Origin of the sequence: Rhodopseudomonas sp. AAP120 (genome assembly GCF_001295845.1) — a bacterium.
Lineage (GTDB): Bacteria > Pseudomonadota > Alphaproteobacteria > Rhizobiales > Xanthobacteraceae > Rhodopseudomonas.
This window is the reverse complement of the sequence record NZ_LJIC01000002.1, coordinates 1-16,001: the sequence shown is the minus strand read 5'-3', so window position 1 is coordinate 16,001 and position 16,001 is coordinate 1. Positions and strand designations below refer to the sequence as shown.

14 protein-coding genes and 1 pseudogene are annotated in these 16,001 nt (G+C 66.0%); 11 read left to right on the top strand and 4 right to left on the bottom strand.

Features of this window, described 5'->3' with window-relative positions:
- Nucleotides 1–123: 123 nt before the first annotated feature.
- Nucleotides 124–1,142: pseudogene (locus IP86_RS00120) on the bottom strand (Bug family tripartite tricarboxylate transporter substrate binding protein).
- A 106-nt stretch (nt 1,143–1,248) separates the two neighbouring features.
- Nucleotides 1,249–2,868: an alkaline phosphatase D family protein gene (locus IP86_RS00115; protein WP_054160540.1), complete on the bottom strand. Its 1,620-nt coding sequence runs from the start codon at nt 2,866–2,868 to the stop codon at nt 1,249–1,251.
- A gap of 255 nt (nt 2,869–3,123) precedes the next feature.
- Between IP86_RS00115 and IP86_RS00110 the strand changes: the two genes are divergently transcribed.
- Both IP86_RS00110 and IP86_RS00105 read left to right on the top strand, forming a co-directional pair.
- Nucleotides 3,124–4,059: an HWE histidine kinase domain-containing protein gene (locus IP86_RS00110; protein WP_245290481.1), complete on the top strand. Its 936-nt coding sequence runs from the start codon at nt 3,124–3,126 to the stop codon at nt 4,057–4,059.
- A 20-nt stretch (nt 4,060–4,079) separates the two neighbouring features.
- Complete coding sequence (locus IP86_RS00105; RefSeq protein WP_054160539.1) at nt 4,080–4,436, top strand: response regulator; 357 nt, start codon at nt 4,080–4,082, stop codon at nt 4,434–4,436.
- A gap of 20 nt (nt 4,437–4,456) precedes the next feature.
- Here IP86_RS00105 and IP86_RS00100 read toward each other — a convergent pair whose 3' ends face one another.
- Nucleotides 4,457–5,743, bottom strand: coding sequence for an MFS transporter (locus tag IP86_RS00100; protein WP_054160538.1), 1,287 nt, complete (start codon nt 5,741–5,743; stop codon nt 4,457–4,459).
- A gap of 155 nt (nt 5,744–5,898) precedes the next feature.
- Here IP86_RS00100 and IP86_RS00095 point away from each other — a divergent pair, with 155 nt between their 5' ends.
- The 9 genes from IP86_RS00095 to IP86_RS00055 all read left to right on the top strand — a co-directional run bounded on the left by IP86_RS00095 (nt 5,899) and on the right by IP86_RS00055 (nt 15,371).
- Nucleotides 5,899–6,843 carry a TAXI family TRAP transporter solute-binding subunit gene (locus IP86_RS00095; RefSeq protein ID WP_054160537.1) on the top strand — a complete coding sequence of 315 codons (945 nt, stop codon included), beginning with the start codon at nt 5,899–5,901 and terminating at the stop codon, nt 6,841–6,843.
- Between the two features lie 226 nt (nt 6,844–7,069).
- On the top strand, nt 7,070–9,193 hold the full coding sequence (locus tag IP86_RS00090) for a TRAP transporter permease (protein ID WP_054160536.1): 2,124 nt from the start codon (nt 7,070–7,072) through the stop codon (nt 9,191–9,193).
- A gap of 10 nt (nt 9,194–9,203) precedes the next feature.
- Nucleotides 9,204–9,575, top strand: coding sequence for a DUF1850 domain-containing protein (locus IP86_RS00085; RefSeq protein ID WP_054160535.1), 372 nt, complete (start codon nt 9,204–9,206; stop codon nt 9,573–9,575).
- Nucleotides 9,576–9,695: 120 nt separating this feature from the next.
- Nucleotides 9,696–10,499, top strand: a complete 804-nt coding sequence (locus IP86_RS00080) for an SDR family NAD(P)-dependent oxidoreductase (RefSeq protein WP_054160534.1) — start codon at nt 9,696–9,698, stop codon at nt 10,497–10,499.
- A gap of 42 nt (nt 10,500–10,541) precedes the next feature.
- Complete coding sequence (locus IP86_RS00075; protein ID WP_156332338.1) at nt 10,542–11,330, top strand: tetratricopeptide repeat protein; 789 nt, start codon at nt 10,542–10,544, stop codon at nt 11,328–11,330.
- Between the two features lie 303 nt (nt 11,331–11,633).
- Complete coding sequence (locus IP86_RS00070; protein WP_054160532.1) at nt 11,634–13,544, top strand: propionyl-CoA synthetase; 1,911 nt, start codon at nt 11,634–11,636, stop codon at nt 13,542–13,544.
- 265 nt (nt 13,545–13,809) lie between these two features.
- On the top strand, nt 13,810–14,064 hold the full coding sequence (locus tag IP86_RS00065) for a hypothetical protein (RefSeq protein WP_054160531.1): 255 nt from the start codon (nt 13,810–13,812) through the stop codon (nt 14,062–14,064).
- Between the two features lie 248 nt (nt 14,065–14,312).
- Entirely contained in the window at nt 14,313–15,002 is a 690-nt protein-coding gene (locus IP86_RS00060; RefSeq protein ID WP_054160530.1) for an OmpW/AlkL family protein, read from the top strand.
- Between the two features lie 150 nt (nt 15,003–15,152).
- Nucleotides 15,153–15,371 (top strand): alkylphosphonate utilization protein, encoded by a 219-nt coding sequence (locus IP86_RS00055; RefSeq protein ID WP_054160529.1) that lies wholly within the window; start codon nt 15,153–15,155, stop codon nt 15,369–15,371.
- A 42-nt stretch (nt 15,372–15,413) separates the two neighbouring features.
- On the opposite strand, the gene IP86_RS28920 is transcribed toward IP86_RS00055, so the two are convergent.
- Nucleotides 15,414–15,590, bottom strand: coding sequence for a hypothetical protein (locus tag IP86_RS28920; protein ID WP_197279577.1), 177 nt, complete (start codon nt 15,588–15,590; stop codon nt 15,414–15,416).
- Between the last annotated feature and the right edge of the window lie 411 nt (nt 15,591–16,001).

The following is a 16,001-nucleotide window of genomic DNA, read 5'->3' as shown; positions in this document are numbered from 1 at the left end:
AAAAATCGGCGCGCAGCAGGCGCAAATCCGCCTGTGCGGTCTTGCTCACGAAAGCACGCGCGTTTGCGACGACCGAAGTCGCCGCAAACGCCGGTGGCGGTAAGGCCGTGCGCTCAGGCCGGCCTATTGCGGCTCGATCTTGGCGAACTTCGCGACCTTGCCCCATTTGTCGATCTCGGCCTGCACGTAGCGCTGCATGTCGTCGGGCGAACCACCGACCGGGTCGGCGCCGAGCTTGCGCAGCCGCGCGGTGCCGTCTTCGGTCTTGATGAACTTCTCGACGCTGGCATTGAGCTTGGCGATGATCTCCGGCGAGGTCTTGGCCGGGGCGCCGATCGTGAACCACGCCGCGGCGTCGTAGCCCGGCACGCCGGCCTCGGCGATGGTCGGCAGGTCGGGTAGCAGCGGCCAGCGCGTCGCGGTCGACACCGCGATCGCCCGGATCGAGCCGGCATCGGCATGCGGCTGCGATGCCGGCAGATTGTCGATGGTCAGATGCACGCGGCCGGCCATCAGGTCTGTCAGCATCGGCGCCGAGCCCTTGTAGGGCACGTGCGTCATCTGCACGTCGGCCATCGACTTGAACAATTCGGTCGAGACATGCGCGGTCGAGCCGAGCCCCGGCGTGCCGTAGAACAATTCGCCCGGCTTCACTTCGCATAGGCGATCAGTTCGGCGACGCTCTTCACCGGCAGCGCATTGGTCACCGAAAACAGGTTGGGCACCTTGGCGATGATGATCACCGGGGCGATGTCCTTGACCTGGTCGTAGGCCAGCGTCTTGAACACGAACTGATTGATCGCGTGGGTGCCCGGCGTTCCGACGATGAAGGTGTAGCCGTCCGGCTCTGCCTTGGCGACGAACTCGGCCGCGATGTTGCCGCCGGCGCCGGCCTTGTTCTCGACGACGAACTGCTGGCCGTACTCCTCCGACATCTTCTGCGCCACCAGCCGCGCCAGAATGTCGGTGGTGCCGCCGGCCGCGAACGGCACGACGAATTTCACCGGCCGGCTCGGCCAAGTATCAGCGCGCGTGTCGGCGCGGGCGATGCCCGGCAGCAGCGGCAGCGCGCCGAGCGCTGCGGCGCCGCGCAGCAGGCTGCGGCGGCTCGGTCGGAATGGCGGGCGAGTCGAAGACGACATATGAGCGTTCTCCCGGTCGATCGGCCTCTGACGGGCCGGTGCGGGAGCAGACTACGCGGTCGCTTGCGGCGTGACCAGTCTGCTCGCCACGCGGGAGCAGGTGCGCCTATTGGCTGATCAGTCCCGGCCTGCCGGCCTCCACCAGCATCGTCTGGACGGTGCGAACCGGCTGGCCGGGCGTCGCGGTGCTGTCGACGGCGCGGAAATCGGCCTGCCATTGCTTCGGCGTGACGACGTGTCGGGTGTAGCCTCGCTTGTCGCTGAAGAATTTCAGATGCGGATTGTTGCGCAGCATGGTGGCGCGGTCCGCATCGGTCGCCGGGCCGTCGCCGACCGAGGAGATCGAGGTCGACAGGAACTCAACGCCGATGCAGGGCGAGGCCGGGTCGCGCCAGTCGCGGCGCAGCTCCAGCGCGAGCGCTCGGTGCAGGTCGCCGGTCAGCACCACCGGGTTGGCGATCTTGGCGGCCTGCAGCATCGCGGTGACGCGTTCGCGCCCGGCAGTGGCGCCGTTCCAGGTATCGACGTCGATGATCGGTGCCGCGGTTTCCTTGACGAACGGAAAGCCGCGCCAGTCGAATTGCGCGAACAGCACCTGCTGGGCCAGCACCTGCCAGGTCGCCGGCGCCTGCGCCAGCCGCGCGGCGAGCCACTGCTCCTGCGCGGCGCCCAGCATCGTGCGGCTTTCGATATCGGCCTCGGTGCAGCCGGCCAGGAAGCCGTCGCCGCAGGGCTGGCGCGAGCGATACTGCCGGGTATCCAGCACCGCGACGTCGAGCAGCGCTCCGTAGCGGAAACCGCGATAGGCTCTCACGTCGGGCCCGTGCGGAATCTGCGCGCGGCGCACCGGCATGTGCTCGTACCAGGCCTGCAGCGCCATCGCGCGGCGAAACAGGAAAGCCTCGGCCGGCGTGTGGCCGGGGGCACCGTCGGCCGCCCAGTTGTTGGCGACCTCGTGGTCGTCGAAGCTCGGCAGGAACGGACAGGAGGCGTGTGCGGCCTGCAGGTCGGCGTCGGTCTTGTACAGCGCGTAGCGGCGGCGATAGTCGGTCAGCGTGTAGCAGGCCGGAAAGTCCGCCGGCATGGTGCGGGGCGCCGGCCGCTTGTCGTAGCCGACCACATCGGTATGGCCGTATTCGTAGATGTAGTCGCCGTAGTGGAAAACGAAGTCGAGCTTGTCGTCGGCGATCGCCCGCCAGGCGGTGTAGTAGCCGTCCTCCCAGCGCTGGCAGCCGGCGGCGGCGAAGCGGATCTGGGCAAGCGCATCGCCGGGAGCCGGCAGCGTCCGGGCGCGTCCGATCGGGCTTTCTGCGTCGCCGGCGCGGAAGCGATAAAAATAGTCGCGGCCCGGCGCGAGGCCCTCGATCTCGGCATGAACCGAGTGCGCGAGCTCGAGCCGGGCGGTTTCGGTGGTGGTGCGGACGATTTTGGCCATCTCCGGATCTTCGGCGATCTCGATCGTGACCTCGACCGGCTGCGCCGACATGCCGCCGCGGGCTTTCAGCGGCTCCGGCGCGAGCCGCGTCCACAGTACGAAGCCGTCCGCCGCCGGATCGCCGGAGGCGACGCCGAGCGTGAATGGATTGGATTTGAACGACACCGCGCCGGGTTCGGCGGCGCCGGCCGGCAGGGCACCGAGACCTGCACCAAGCCCCGCACCGAGCGCTCCGCGCAGCAGTTCACGCCGGTCGAAGGTCAGGTTGGACGAAGAAGGAAGACGGGGCATTGGGACGCTCAGCGTGCAGGTTTCGATCGATGCGGATCGCATCGCGTTATCACTGTCAGGCAAACTACCACAAGCGATGTGAATCCGCCGCGACAGCCGACGCTGGCGCCTATGCCGGGTTCCGTGCAAAAACAGCTACCTGCGATTGCGCGCTGCGCCGCTTTTCTCTAGCCTCCCGCTCGCGAGGATCAGGTGTCGATGCGTATGGATGACCTTTACCGCATGTTGCGGACCACCCACGTTTAGGCGCAGGGCGTGGTGGACACGGTGTCCAATCCGATGCTGGTGCTGGACGCGGGTCTCCACGTGCTGAATGCCAGCCGCGCCTTTCTCGAGACCTTCAAGGTCGATCGGGACGAGACGATCGGGCGTCCCTTGTATGAGCTCGGTGACGGGCAGTGGGATATCCCGGAGCTGCGCCGACTGCTGCTGGACGTGCTGCCCAAAGCCGAAAGCATTCTCAATTACAAGGTCGAGCACGAGTTTCCGGGGATCGGCCGCAGGACCATGCTGCTGACCGCCCGGACGCTGTCCCATCCCGACAATGCCAGCCACTCGATGCTGCTGTCGATCGTGGACGATACCGAGCGCAGTCGGCGCGATGTCGCCAAGGACATGCTGCTCGGCGAGCTGCGCCACCGGATGAAGAACCTGCTGGGTATCGCGCAGTCGATGGCTCACCAGACCAGGACCGAGGGCCGCTCCGCGACGGAGTATCGCGACGATTTTCTCGGCCGTTTCGGCGCTCTGGTCGAGGCCGAGAATCTCGCTTTCGCCGCGCAGAACGAGGCCGGCCTCCTCACTTTGTTCGAGCGCATTTTGGCGCCGTACCGGACCGATCGGGATCCGATCACGATCGAGCCCGGTCCGCCCGTGGAGCTGGAGCCGCGCACGCTGGTGTCGCTCAGCCTGGTATTTCATGAGCTCGCGACCAATGCCGTGAAGTACGGATCCTTGTCGGTGCCGGAGGGGCGGGTTCGCGTGGGCTGGCAGGTCGATGAGGCCGACAACGAGGTCCGGTTCGACTGGGTCGAAAGCGGCGGCCCCGCGGCGACGCCGCCGACCCGGACCGGCTTCGGGACCCAGCTCATTCGCTCGACCATCAGCTACAATCTTGGCGGCCGCGTCGATCAGGACTTCGGCGCCGATGGCCTGACGGCCAGGATCGCCATCCCGCTGCGGAGCGCTTAACCCCGAGCCGAAAGTCCATCGTGCAGAAGACGGTTCTGATCGTCGAAGACGAGTTTCTGATCGCGATGGATCTCGCGCACATGCTTGAAGAACTCGGCTGGCGAGTCATCGGCCCGGCCCCGAACGTGAAGGACGCGTTGCGGCTGCTGCAGGCCGAACGCCCGCAGGTCGCGTTGCTGGATGTCAATCTCGGCAGGGAGCTGGTCACCCCCGTGGCCGAGAACTTGAAAGCGCTCGGCGTGCCGTTCGCCGTGGCGAGTGCTTATGACGAGCCGGAGAAAGTCGGCGGTGCCGTGCTGGCCGGCGTGCCGAATGCCGGCAAGCCGACCACCGCACGGCGCCTGATCGCCGTGCTGGCGCAACTGACGGCGCCCTGACCATCGCTGCCCTGTGCGATTTATCCGGCAGGGGCAGCCGGCGCTGGCAGCGGCGACGACGGCGGCGGAGACGCACTTTCCGGGCGCGTCTCCGGCATCAGCAGCACGAACAGCGCCAATCCGAAAGCCGCGATCGCGGCCAGAGTCAGAAAGGCCACGCTGTAGCCGGCCGACACCACGATCACGCCGGCGACTGCGGTGGACAGCGCGCCGCCGAGGCCCGCAGCGGTCGCGATCGCGCCCTGGCTGACGTTGAAGTGGCCGGTGCCGTGGGTGAGGTCGGCCACCACCAGCGGAAACAGCGCACCGAAGATGCCGGCGCCGACGCCGTCGAGCAGTTGCACGCCGACCAGCCAGTAGGGATTGTCGGACAAGGGATACAGCGCGCCGCGCAGCGCCAGCACGGCGAGCGCCACCGCGAAGATCGGCTTGCGGCCCCAGACGTCGGCCTTGTGTCCCACCAGCATCGCCACCGGCACCATCACCACCTGCGCGGCGACGATGCACAGCGACATCAGCGAAGTGCCGAGATTCTTGTTCACCAGCGCCAGCTTCTGCCCGACCAGCGGCAGCATCGCGGCGTTGGCGAAGTGAAACAGCACGGTGGCGCCGGCGAAGATCAGCAGCGGCCGGCAGGTCAGCAGCACCTTGAAGCCCGACGGCTGATCGTGGTGAGCGGCCGCCGGCGTGTCGGCCCCCGCGGCTTCGGCGCTGTCGAGCCCGCGCGCGACGTGATCGTCGATCGCCGCGGCGGGGATCGACAGCGTCGCGAAGATACTCGCGACCGCCATCGCCGACATCAGCCAGAACACCACGATCGGCCCGAAGAAGTAAGCGGATGCGCCGGCGAGCAGGGCGGCAGTGGCGTTGCCGGCGTGGTTGAAGGCCTCGTTGCGGCCGGTGCGCCGCGCGAAAGCGCGGGGGCCGACAACCCCGAGCGTCACGGCCGCGACGGCGGGCGCGAAGATCGCGCCCGCGGCGCCGGCCAGCGCCTGGGTGGCGGCAACCAGTTCGAAGCTGTGCAGCAGCGGCAGCGTGATCGACGAGATCGTCACAACCACGGCCGCAGCGACCATCAGGCCGCGCTTGGCGGTCGAGCGGTCGATCAGCGCGCCGGCCGGTGTCTGCGCCAGGATGCCGGCAGCGGCGGCGATCGACATCACCAGGCCGATCGAGGCCTCGTTCCAGTTCTGCACCGCCAGCAGATAAATCGCCAAGTAGGGCCCGAGGCCGTCGCGAACATCCGCGAGAAAGAAGTTGAGGGCATCGAGCGACCTGTTCAGGTCAGGCTTGTGATCTGCAGACACGCGGCCCCCAGGGTGCGACAAAAAGGTACGCCAGCAACCTTCGAGTCCGCAACCTGGTTCCCGCCTCCACCATGTTATTGCCGATTTGACGGGTTGACCGCGACGTTTTGCGCGTTCAGTTTCGCAACTAAGCAACTCAGGGGAGAAATTCGTTCATGAAGGCCAGATTGTTCGCCCTGGCGGCGGCCGCGGCGGTGGTTGTAGCTCCGCAGGCGCACGCGCAGCAGTTCATCAACGTGCTGACCGGCGGTACCTCGGGCGTGTATTACCCGCTCGGCGTCGCGATCTCGAAGATCTACGGCGAGAAGATTCCGAACGTCAAAGCCCAGGTGCAGGCCACCAAGGCGTCGGTCGAGAATCTCAACCTGCTGCAGCAGGGCCGCGGCGAGATCGCCTTCACGCTCGGCGACTCGCTGAAGGCCGCCTGGGAGGGCGACACCGAAGCCGGCTTCAAGGCCAAGCTCGACAAGCTGCGGGTGATCGGCGCGATCTATCCGAACTACATCCAGATCGTCGCGACCTCCGAATCCGGTATCAAGACGCTGGCGGACTTGAAGGGCAAAAGCCTGTCGGTCGGCGCGCCGAAATCCGGCACCGAGCTGAACTCGCGCGCGATCCTGAAGGCCGCCGGGATGGACTACAAGGATCTCGGCAAGGTCGAGTACCTGCCGTTCGCCGAGTCGGTCGACCTGATGAAGAACCGCCAGCTCGCCGCCACGCTGCAGTCCGCCGGCCTCGGCGTCGCGTCGCTGAAGGATCTGTCGAACTCCTCGGCCATCACCGTCGTGGCGGTGCCGAAGGAGACCGTCGACAAGATCGGCCCGCCGTTCATCGCGACGACGATCCCGGCCAAGACCTACACGGGCCAGGAGCAGGATGTCCCGACCGCCGCGGTGGTCAACTATCTGGTGACCTCGACGGCGGTGTCGGACGATCTCGCTTATCAGATGACCAAGCTGATCTACGAGAACCTGCCCGAGCTGGCGAGCTCCCACGCCGCCGGCCGCGAGATCAAGCTGGAAACCGCCGCCACCGGCAGCCCGGTCCCGCTGCACCCGGGCGCCATCAAGTACTTCAAGGAAAAGGGCGTACTCAAGTAAGCTGCTGACTTCGCGCTGCCTTGCAGCTCGAATTGCTCTGTGTCCCGGGCGCGGTGCAGCACGTAGTGCTGCTCCGCAGACCCGGGACCCCGGTTGAGCGCCACCGCGAATAACCGGGCCCCGGATCAGCAGCGCACCACGCCGCTTCGCGGCGCGTTGCGCAGCATCCGGGGCACGCTCGAGGCGGAATTGAAGTCGATCGACCCATTTCGATAAGGTAACAAGAATGTTGCAGCCGGAAGCCACGGTCGACCACAAGCCGGAGACGGTGAAAGTCGAGTTCGACAATTTCGAGCACGGTTTTCCGCCCGGGTTCGGGCCGCGCGGCTGGCGGCATCTGGCCTATGCGGTGGCGATCGCGTTCGCTGTGTTTCAGCTGGTGATCGCCGCCTGGAACGTGCTGCCGAGCCAGGTCGTGCGCGGCGTCCATGTCGGCTTCCTGATCCTGCTGACCTTCGGGCTGATCGGCAACTTCACCGCGCGTACTGATTTTGGCCGCGCCATCGCCTGGATCACCGGCGCGCTCGGCTTCCTGTGCGGCCTGTATCAATGGATCTTCTACGCCGACCTGATCCAGCGCGACGGCGACCCGACGCATCTCGACCTCGCGGTCGGCACGCTGCTGGCGGTGCTGATCTTCGAGGGCACGCGGCGGTTGATGGGACCGGCGCTGCCGGTCATGTGCGGCGTGTGTCTCTTGTACTGGTTCTTCGGCCAGTATCTGCCGGCGCCGTTCAATCATCGCGGCTATGATTTCGACCAGGTCGTCACGCATCTGTCATTCGGCACCGAAGGCTTCTACGGCGTGCCGATCTATGTTTCGGCGACCTACATCTTCCTGTTCATCCTGTTCGGCTCGTTCCTGGAGCGCGCCGGCATGATCCAGCTGTTCACCGACGTGTCGCTAGGCCTGTTCGGCCGCAGCCGCGGCGGGCCCGCCAAGGTCGCGGTGTTCGCCTCGGGCATGATGGGCACGATCTCCGGCTCCGGCGTCGCCAACGTCGTCACGGTCGGTCAGTTCACCATTCCGCTGATGATCAAGTTCGGCTATCGCCGCGCCTTCGCGGCCGGCGTCGAGGCCACCGCCTCGATGGGCGGGCAGATCATGCCGCCGGTGATGGGCGCGGTGGCGTTCATCATGGCCGAGACGCTCGGCGTCGAATATTCGGTGATCGTCAAGGCCGCGGTGATCCCGGCGTTCCTGTACTTCGCCTCGGCGTTCTGGATGGTGCACCTCGAAGCCGGCAAGCACGGTCTGGTCGGGATGAAGGCCTCCGAGATCCCGAACGCCTGGAAGGCGGCGGTCGAGCGCTGGTACCTGATCCTGCCGCTCGCCGCGCTGGTGTTCATGCTGTTCGAAGGTTTTACGCCGCTCTATGCCGGCTCGATGGGCCTGGCGCTGACGGTGGCGCTGATCCTCGGCGCCAGCATTGTGCACGGCTTCTCCAACACCGTGCTGCGCTACATCTTCTGGATCGGGCTGGCGCTGGTGGTCGGCGCGGTGTCGCGCAACGGCCTCGATATCATGCGCATCGTGCTGATCGTCGCGGCGCTGATCGCGATCACGGCGTTCACCCGCGGCGGCCGCGCCACGCTGGTGGCCTGCCGCGACTCGCTGGCCGACAGTGCAAAGTCGGCGCTCACCGTCGGCATGGCCTGCGCCATCGTCGGCACCATCATCGGCATGATGACGCAGACCGGCGTCGGCACCGTGTTCGGCAGCTGGGTGATCGGGCTCGGCGAGAAGAGCCTGTTCCTGGCGCTGATCATGACGATGCTGCTGTCGATCCTGCTCGGCACCGGCATCCCGACGATCCCGACCTACATCATCACGGCGGCGCTGGCGGCGCCGGCGCTCGCCAAGCTCGGCGTGCCGCTGATCGTCAGCCACATGTTCGCGTTCTATTACGGCATCATGGCGGATCTCTCCCCGCCGGTGGCGCTGGCGGCGCTGGCCGCAGCACCGATCGCCCGCGAGAATCCCGACAAGATCGGTTGGGAGGCGATGCGCATCGCGCTCGCCGGCTACGTCATCCCGTTCATCGCCGTGTACTCGCCGGCCCTGATGCTGCAGCCCGGCGATCCGATGGCGGCCGAACTCGGCTTCTACGGCGCCGTGGTGTACGCCACGCTGAAGGCGCTGATCGCGATCGCGTTGTTCGGCATGGTGGCTATCGGCTTCCTGTACACACGGATGAGCCTGCTCGAACGCGTGATTGCCTTCGCAGCCGCGATCTGTCTGCTCGGCGAGTTCCCGTACAGCGACTATGTCGGCTTCCTCATCACCGCGCTGATCGTCGCCTGGCAATGGCGCCAGCGCCCGCCGCGCGACGCGGTGGCGACCGCGTAAGGCACACGCGGTGAGCCTGTGCGTCGCGTCCGCCGGCGTCGTCAAGACGCTGGCGCTCGCCGCGTTCACGCTGGCCTGGACGCATTCGATCGAGAAGGTGGAGTGGCAGGAAGACTGGCGCGTCACCCCGCAGGGGCTCGAACTGGTGCAGGCCCGCGTCAAAGGCAGCGGCGCCGGCATGGAGCCGCCGCCGGAGGCGCGATTGCGCGGCGGCTGGTTCGAATGGTCGCCGCACCGCGCGCCGCAGCGCGAGCTGATCCTTGGTAATTCCGGCATGGCGGGCGAATGGCGGCTGTGTGGCGACGGCGCCTGCCGGACGTTGTCGGAGATCGTGGGGCATCAGCTCGGTGCGGAGCCGACGACGCTCAGCGCGTGCGAGTGATGGCTCTGTAGCCCGGATGAAGCGAAGCGAAATCCGGGAGTGTTGATCCGCTGCCCCGGATTGCGCTTCGCTTCATCCGGGCTACAACGCTCTTCCAGACGACAACGAAAGAGAGCACGCATGCCACGACTGCAAGGCAAGACCGCGCTGGTGGTCGGCGCTGGTTCGATCGGGCCGGGCTGGGGCAACGGCAAGGCGACGGCGGTGACGTTCGCGCGCGAGGGCGCGCAGGTGTTTTGCGTCGATCGCAATGCCGAGGCGGCGGAGGAGACCGCCAGCCTGATCACCGGCACCGGCGGCCGCGCCACGGCCTTCGCCGCCGATGTGTCGCGCGCCGCGGATGTCGAGGCGATGGTCCGGGCCTGTATGGACGCCTACGGCAAGATCGACGTGCTCGACAACAATGTCGGCATCGCCGAGACCGGCGGCGTGGTGGAGATTGCCGAGGCCGAGTGGGACCGCGTGTTCGCCGTCAACCTCAAGAGTGCGTATCTGGCGATGAAGCACGTCATCCCGATCATGCAGCGGCAGGGCGGCGGTTCGATCGTCAACATCTCGTCGATCGCCTCGATCCGGCATCTCGGCATTTCCTACGTCACCTATGCGGCGTCGAAAGCCGCGATGAACGCGATGACGCGGACCACCGCGGTGGAGTACGCCAGGGACCACATCCGGGTGAACGCGATCCTGCCCGGCCTGATGAAGACCCCGATGGTGGCGCACTCCGCCGGCCTCGCCGCGAGCTACGCCGGCGGCGACGTCGAGGCGATGTGGCGCGCCCGCGACGCGCAGGTGCCGATGGGCCATATGGGCGAAGCCTGGGACGTCGCCAACGCGGCACTGTTCCTCGCCAGCGACGAGTCGAAATACGTCACTGGCATCGAACTTGTGGTCGACGGCGGCCTGACGCTGAAGGTGAATTGAACAGTCGAGTAAAGAATTCGAGCAAGATCGCAGCTCCCGATGATGACTCCGACGCGTCGCGTTTCCATCGTATCCGGCTTGTTTGCACTCGCGCTGCTGATGCATGCCGCGCCTGCGTTCGCAACCGGTAAGGACGACGTTGACGATCCGACCGCCGACCCGGCGCCGTGTCTCGCCGCTGCGGCCAAACCGGACGAGGCGGATCACACGATCGCGCTGTGCACCCGCCTGCTCGGCAACCGCAAGCTCGAACGCGATGATCGCCTCAAGGCGCTGGTCGCGCGAGGCGGCGCGCTGGCGCGGAGCGGGCAGCTCGACCGCGCCCTCGTCGATTACGACGACGCGCTGCGGCTCGATCCGAAGCAGCCGGATGTGCTGAATGCGCGCGGCGAGGTCTGGCGCCTCAAGGGCGACCGGCCGAAAGCACTGCTCGACTTCTCCGCCGCATTGAAGCTGCAGCCGGATCACGCCGGCGCGCGCGCCAACCACAAATCTCTCGCGGCGGAGCTGGAGCGGCTCGGCGCGCAGAAGGCAGTCGACGGCAAGCCGAGCTTCGATTGTCGCCGTGCGCGCCGCGCCGTCGAGAAGGCGATCTGCGCCGACCGCGATCTCGCCAATCTCGACCGCGAGATCAACGCGATGTACCAGCGCGTGCTGCAGGACAACGCCAAAGACAATGCGATGGCGAAGCCGGCCGAGTTGCAGGCGCTGAAGCGCGCGCAGGACAGCTTTCTCGCGCGGCGGAATACTGCCTATGGGAAGCCCGGTTATGACCTTCGGGCCGCCATGAAGGCCCGGCTGCAGCAGCTCAGCGGTAAGGATGGCTATTGATCTGTTTCGTCATTGCGAGCCAACGGGTCGGCGCGGAGCGCCGCCCGATGACAGGCTCCGCGAAGCAATCCAGCTCCGTATGCGGGGCTGGATTGCTTCGTCGCTTCGCTCCTCGCAATGACGGCGAGGCTCATCGCCTCGCGCGGTTGAGGTCGCCACTTGCATCCTGCCGGATCGCGTCGAAAATACCGCTGGCGCGGCACACGCTTCGGTGTTGATTAGGAACAAAGGCGGGGTTGTCAGCGCCGCCTAAAAGCTGGACATGGCGGGCCAAACCGCCCGAAAACATGGGAGTGCGACGCCATGAATATGCACGACACGAGTCGTTATCACGAGGTCCATGCCCGCTCGCTGGCCGATCCGGAGGGCTTCTGGGGCGAGGCTGCGCGCGAGATCGACTGGATCGAGCCGCCCACCAAGGTGTTCGACGCCTCGCTCGGGCTGTATGGGCGCTGGTTTCCCGGCGCCAAGGTCAACACCTGCTACAACGCGCTCGACCGCCACGTCGCGAACGGCCGCGCCGATCAGGTCGCGCTGATTCACGATTCGCCGCTGACCGGCACGATCAGCACCTTCACCTACGCGGAGATGCTCTGCGAGGTGCAGGCGCTCGCGGCGATCATGCAGGATTTTGGCGTTGGGAAGGGCGACCGCGTCATTCTCTATATGCCGATGGTGCCGGAATCGATGGTGGCGATGCTGGCCTGCGCCCGCATCGGCGCGGTGCATTCGGTGGTGTTCGGCGGCTTTGCGGCCAAGGAGCTGGCCACCCGCATCGAGGACGCCAAGCCGAAGCTGATCCTGTCGGCGAGCTGCGGTATCGAGCCCGGCCGCATCGTCAAGTACAAGCCGCTGCTCGATGAAGCGATCGAGCTCGCCTCCGTCAAGCCGGACGCCTGCATCATCCTGAAGCGACCGCAGCAGGATTGCGAGCTGAAAGACGGCCGCGATCACGACTGGCAGAAGCTGCGCGCCGACGCGCTGGCCGCTGGCAAGAATGCCGACTGCGTTGCGGTCGACGCCACCGATCCGCTGTACATCCTCTACACCTCAGGCACCACCGGCAAGCCGAAGGGCGTCGTCCGCGACAATGGCGGGCATCTGGTCGCGCTGAAATGGTCGATGGAGAATCTGTACGGGGTGAAGCCCGGCGAAGTGTGGTGGTGCGCGTCCGACATCGGCTGGGTGGTGGGCCACAGCTACATCATCTACGGCCCGTTGATCCACGGCGCGACCTCGATCATGTATGAGGGCAAGCCGGTCGGCACGCCGGATGCCGGCGCGTTCTGGCGGGTGATTTCCGAGCACGGCGCGGTGGCGCTGTTCACGGCGCCGACCGCCTTCCGCGCCATCCGCAAGGAAGACGGCGAGGGCGCCTTCATCCGCAAATACGATCTGTCGAAATTCCGCACGCTGTTCCTGGCCGGCGAGCGCGCCGATCCACCGACGGTGGAATGGGCCGAGCAGCAACTGAAAGTGCCGGTGATCGATCATTGGTGGCAGACCGAAACCGGCTGGTGCATCGCCGGCAATCCGGTCGGCCTCGGCCTGTTGCCGGTCAAGCACGGCTCGCCGACGGTGCCGATGCCGGGCTACAAGCTCGAAGTGGTCGACGAAGGCGCCAAGCCGGTCGCGCCCGGCGCAATGGGCTCGATCGTCATCAAGCTTCCGCTGCCGCCCGGCAATCTGCCGACGCTGTGGCAGCAGGACGAGCGTTGCAAGGAAAGCTACTTCGCCGACTTCCCCGGCTACTACAAAACCTCCGACGCCGGTTACCTGGACGAAGACGGCTACGTCTTCGTGATGGGCCGCACCGACGACATCATCAATGTCGCCGGCCACCGTCTGTCGACTGGCGGTATGGAAGAGATTTTGGCTTCGCATCCGGACGTCGCCGAATGCGCCGTGCTGGGCATCAACGACACCATCAAGGGCGAAGTCCCCTGCGGCCTGATCGTGCTGAAGAGCGGCGTTACCCGCGATCACGCCGAGATCGAGAAGGAGATCGTCAAGCTGGTGCGCGACAAGCTCGGCCCGGTCGCGGCGTTCAAGCTCGCCATCACCGTGCCGCGGCTGCCGAAGACTCGCTCCGGCAAGATCCTGCGCGGCACCATCAAGAAAATCGCCGACGGCGACGCCTGGACGATGCCGGCCACGATCGAAGACCCGACCGCGCTGGACGACATCTCGAGCGCGCTGAAGAGCCACGGCTGAGGACAGACCTCTCCCCCGTCATTGCGAGCGAAGCGAAGCAATCCAGGCGCAGTGCACCGCGCTGGGTGCTCCTCGCAATGACGGTGGCGAAGCTTTGCGGACTTACAAAGCCCGCAATTCGCGCTAAACAGGCACGGCCTATCCACGTCGTTCCGAGGCGCTGCATCGCGGCGAACCCGGAATCCATAACCCCTGCCGGTGAGTATGGATTCCGGGTTCGCGAGCTGCGCTCGCGCCCCGGAATGACGAACTCTCGGGGTCATACATGTTGCCTAGAACGCTGCTCGCCCTGACCTTCACCGCCTTCGCGCTCGCCGGCTGCGCCAGCCGCAACGATGCGCCGACGGATCTCGGCGACGACGACGCGTTCTGCAAGCAGAACGGCGTCGCGGTCGGCTCGTCCGAATATGTCGCCTGCCGACGGGATCGCGACGTGCAGCGCTCCAATGCGATCACCCGCGCCAATCGCGCCCAGCGCAATCTCGGCGAATACATGATGCAGAATCCCAGCCGGCCCTGAGTTCGGGGCCTGGACCGTCATCGCCGCGCCTGCACGCGTTGCGGGACGGAAAGCATTGTTGCACGTCAATTTTTTCGACCTAGTCGCGACTCCCTTGAGAATCTGTTGCCTGGACGACACGGAGGTCGGAAAGGTGCGACAACCTGCCCCAAGGATTTGATCGAGATCAAACCCGAGTGCCACTCGGAGGCATCTGTGCTCGCAAGTGTGGGCTTCAGCCCGCGCGACTGAACCTCAATGGGGCACCTATGACCAAATTTCTCACTGCAGTATCGGCGCTCGCCATGGTGGCGGCACTGAACGGCCTGCCGACCTCCGCCGCCGCAGCCGACCTCGCGGCGCGGCCCGTCTACAAGGCGCCGGTCGTCGACGAATGGAATCCCTGGATGATCCGCCTGCGCGTGCTCGGCGTGATTCCGCGCGATTCCGGCTACGTCAATCAGGTCCCCGGTTCGTCGCTCAAGACCTCCGATGCGGTGGTGCCCGAGCTCGACATCTCGTACTTCTTCACCCGCAATATCGCCGCCGAACTGATCCTCGGCGTCACCCGCCACAGCATTTCCGGCACGGATGCGCTCAACGGCGTCGACGTCGGCAAGTCCTGGCTGCTGCCGCCGACCCTGACCCTGCAGTATCACTTCACCGACTTCGGCGCGTTCAAGCCCTATGTCGGCGCCGGCGTGAACTACACCTTCTTCTTCAGCCAGAAGGCGGCCGGCGGCACCGTCATCGACAGCCACCTCAAGGACAGCTTCGCGCCCGTCGCCCAGATCGGCTTCGACTACATGTTCGACAAGCACTGGGGCTGGAACGTCGACGTCAAGAAGATCTGGCTGCGCCCCGAATGGAACGGCACGCTGGCCGGCAACATCCCGGTCACCGGCAAGGTCAACCTCGATCCCTGGCTGATCGGCACCGGCATCACCTACAAGTTCTGAGAATTCGAGCTTCGTCAGGACGACGCGGCGCGGACCTGTCCGCGCCGCGTTTGCTTTCGGCGGCGCGGATCGTCATTGCAGGCGCGCTCCTTTCCTGATTTGACAACCAGCGCCGCGGGTTCCACGCGGCGGCATCACGAAAGGCACGGCATGGACATCAAGGTCAGGGACAGCAACGGGGCGCTGCTCGCCGATGGCGACAACGTCACGATCATCAAGGATTTGAAGCTGAAAGGCTCGTCCACCGTGCTGAAGCGGGGCACCGTGATCCGCGGCATCCGCCTCACCGACAATGAAGACGAAATCGAAGGCCGCACCGACAAGATCAAGGGCCTGGTGCTGCGCACGGAGTTCTTGAAGAAGTCGTGACGCGACACAGGATCGTGGCGGCTGCGGTCAGTGCATCTGCGGTTAGTGCAGCCACTCGCCATCGACGCTGGCGTGGCTGAAGATGACGGCGGCTCGCAGCCGCGCCAACTCGGCCTCGAGGTGTTCGTTCACCTGCATCAGCGCACGCAGCGCCTCATGCATGCTGCCGCCGCTCTCGGCGACGATCCGGTCGATCTGCTTGTCCAAACGGGTCGGCATGAGGTGTCCCACTGATCATGCTGCGGTGCTGACAGCAGACTCAAATGCGGCGATCGGGGCGCAAGTTCCTCGCGATTGTGGCGGGAAGCATTCGGGCGCCACTTATCACCGTTATCCCCAGCCAGACACAATCCGGGGCGGGATGCATACCGGGAACAGGTTAGGCGTTAACGCGTACCAATACGTTGATGTCGCAGCCAGAAACCGGCAAAATCAGCTGCGTCCGCCTTCCCCGTTACGGCCGGTTGTCACCCGGCATGCGGGAGGAGAATGCGGCAAGGGCGGAAGCGTTCCTGAATTTCGCTGGTCTTAGAGCGGTTCATTGTTTGATTGAAACCATCGGACCTTTCCGAACGCACTGAGTCCTCATCCTGAGGAGCCCGGCGAAGCCGGGCGTCTCGAAGGATGGGG

Coding starts and splice junctions, on each gene's coding strand:
- IP86_RS00095 (WP_054160537.1), top strand. CDS start 5,899: ATGAAGGCCAGATTGTTCGCCCTGGCGGCGGCCGCGGCGGTGGTTGTA.
- IP86_RS00080 (WP_054160534.1), top strand. CDS start 9,696: ATGCCACGACTGCAAGGCAAGACCGCGCTGGTGGTCGGCGCTGGTTCG.
- IP86_RS00070 (WP_054160532.1), top strand. CDS start 11,634: ATGAATATGCACGACACGAGTCGTTATCACGAGGTCCATGCCCGCTCG.
- IP86_RS00065 (WP_054160531.1), top strand. CDS start 13,810: ATGTTGCCTAGAACGCTGCTCGCCCTGACCTTCACCGCCTTCGCGCTC.
- IP86_RS28920 (WP_197279577.1), bottom strand. CDS start 15,590: ATGCCGACCCGTTTGGACAAGCAGATCGACCGGATCGTCGCCGAGAGC.
- IP86_RS00055 (WP_054160529.1), top strand. CDS start 15,153: ATGGACATCAAGGTCAGGGACAGCAACGGGGCGCTGCTCGCCGATGGC.
- IP86_RS00090 (WP_054160536.1), top strand. CDS start 7,070: ATGTTGCAGCCGGAAGCCACGGTCGACCACAAGCCGGAGACGGTGAAA.
- IP86_RS00115 (WP_054160540.1), bottom strand. CDS start 2,868: ATGCCCCGTCTTCCTTCTTCGTCCAACCTGACCTTCGACCGGCGTGAA.
- IP86_RS00075 (WP_156332338.1), top strand. CDS start 10,542: ATGACTCCGACGCGTCGCGTTTCCATCGTATCCGGCTTGTTTGCACTC.
- IP86_RS00060 (WP_054160530.1), top strand. CDS start 14,313: ATGACCAAATTTCTCACTGCAGTATCGGCGCTCGCCATGGTGGCGGCA.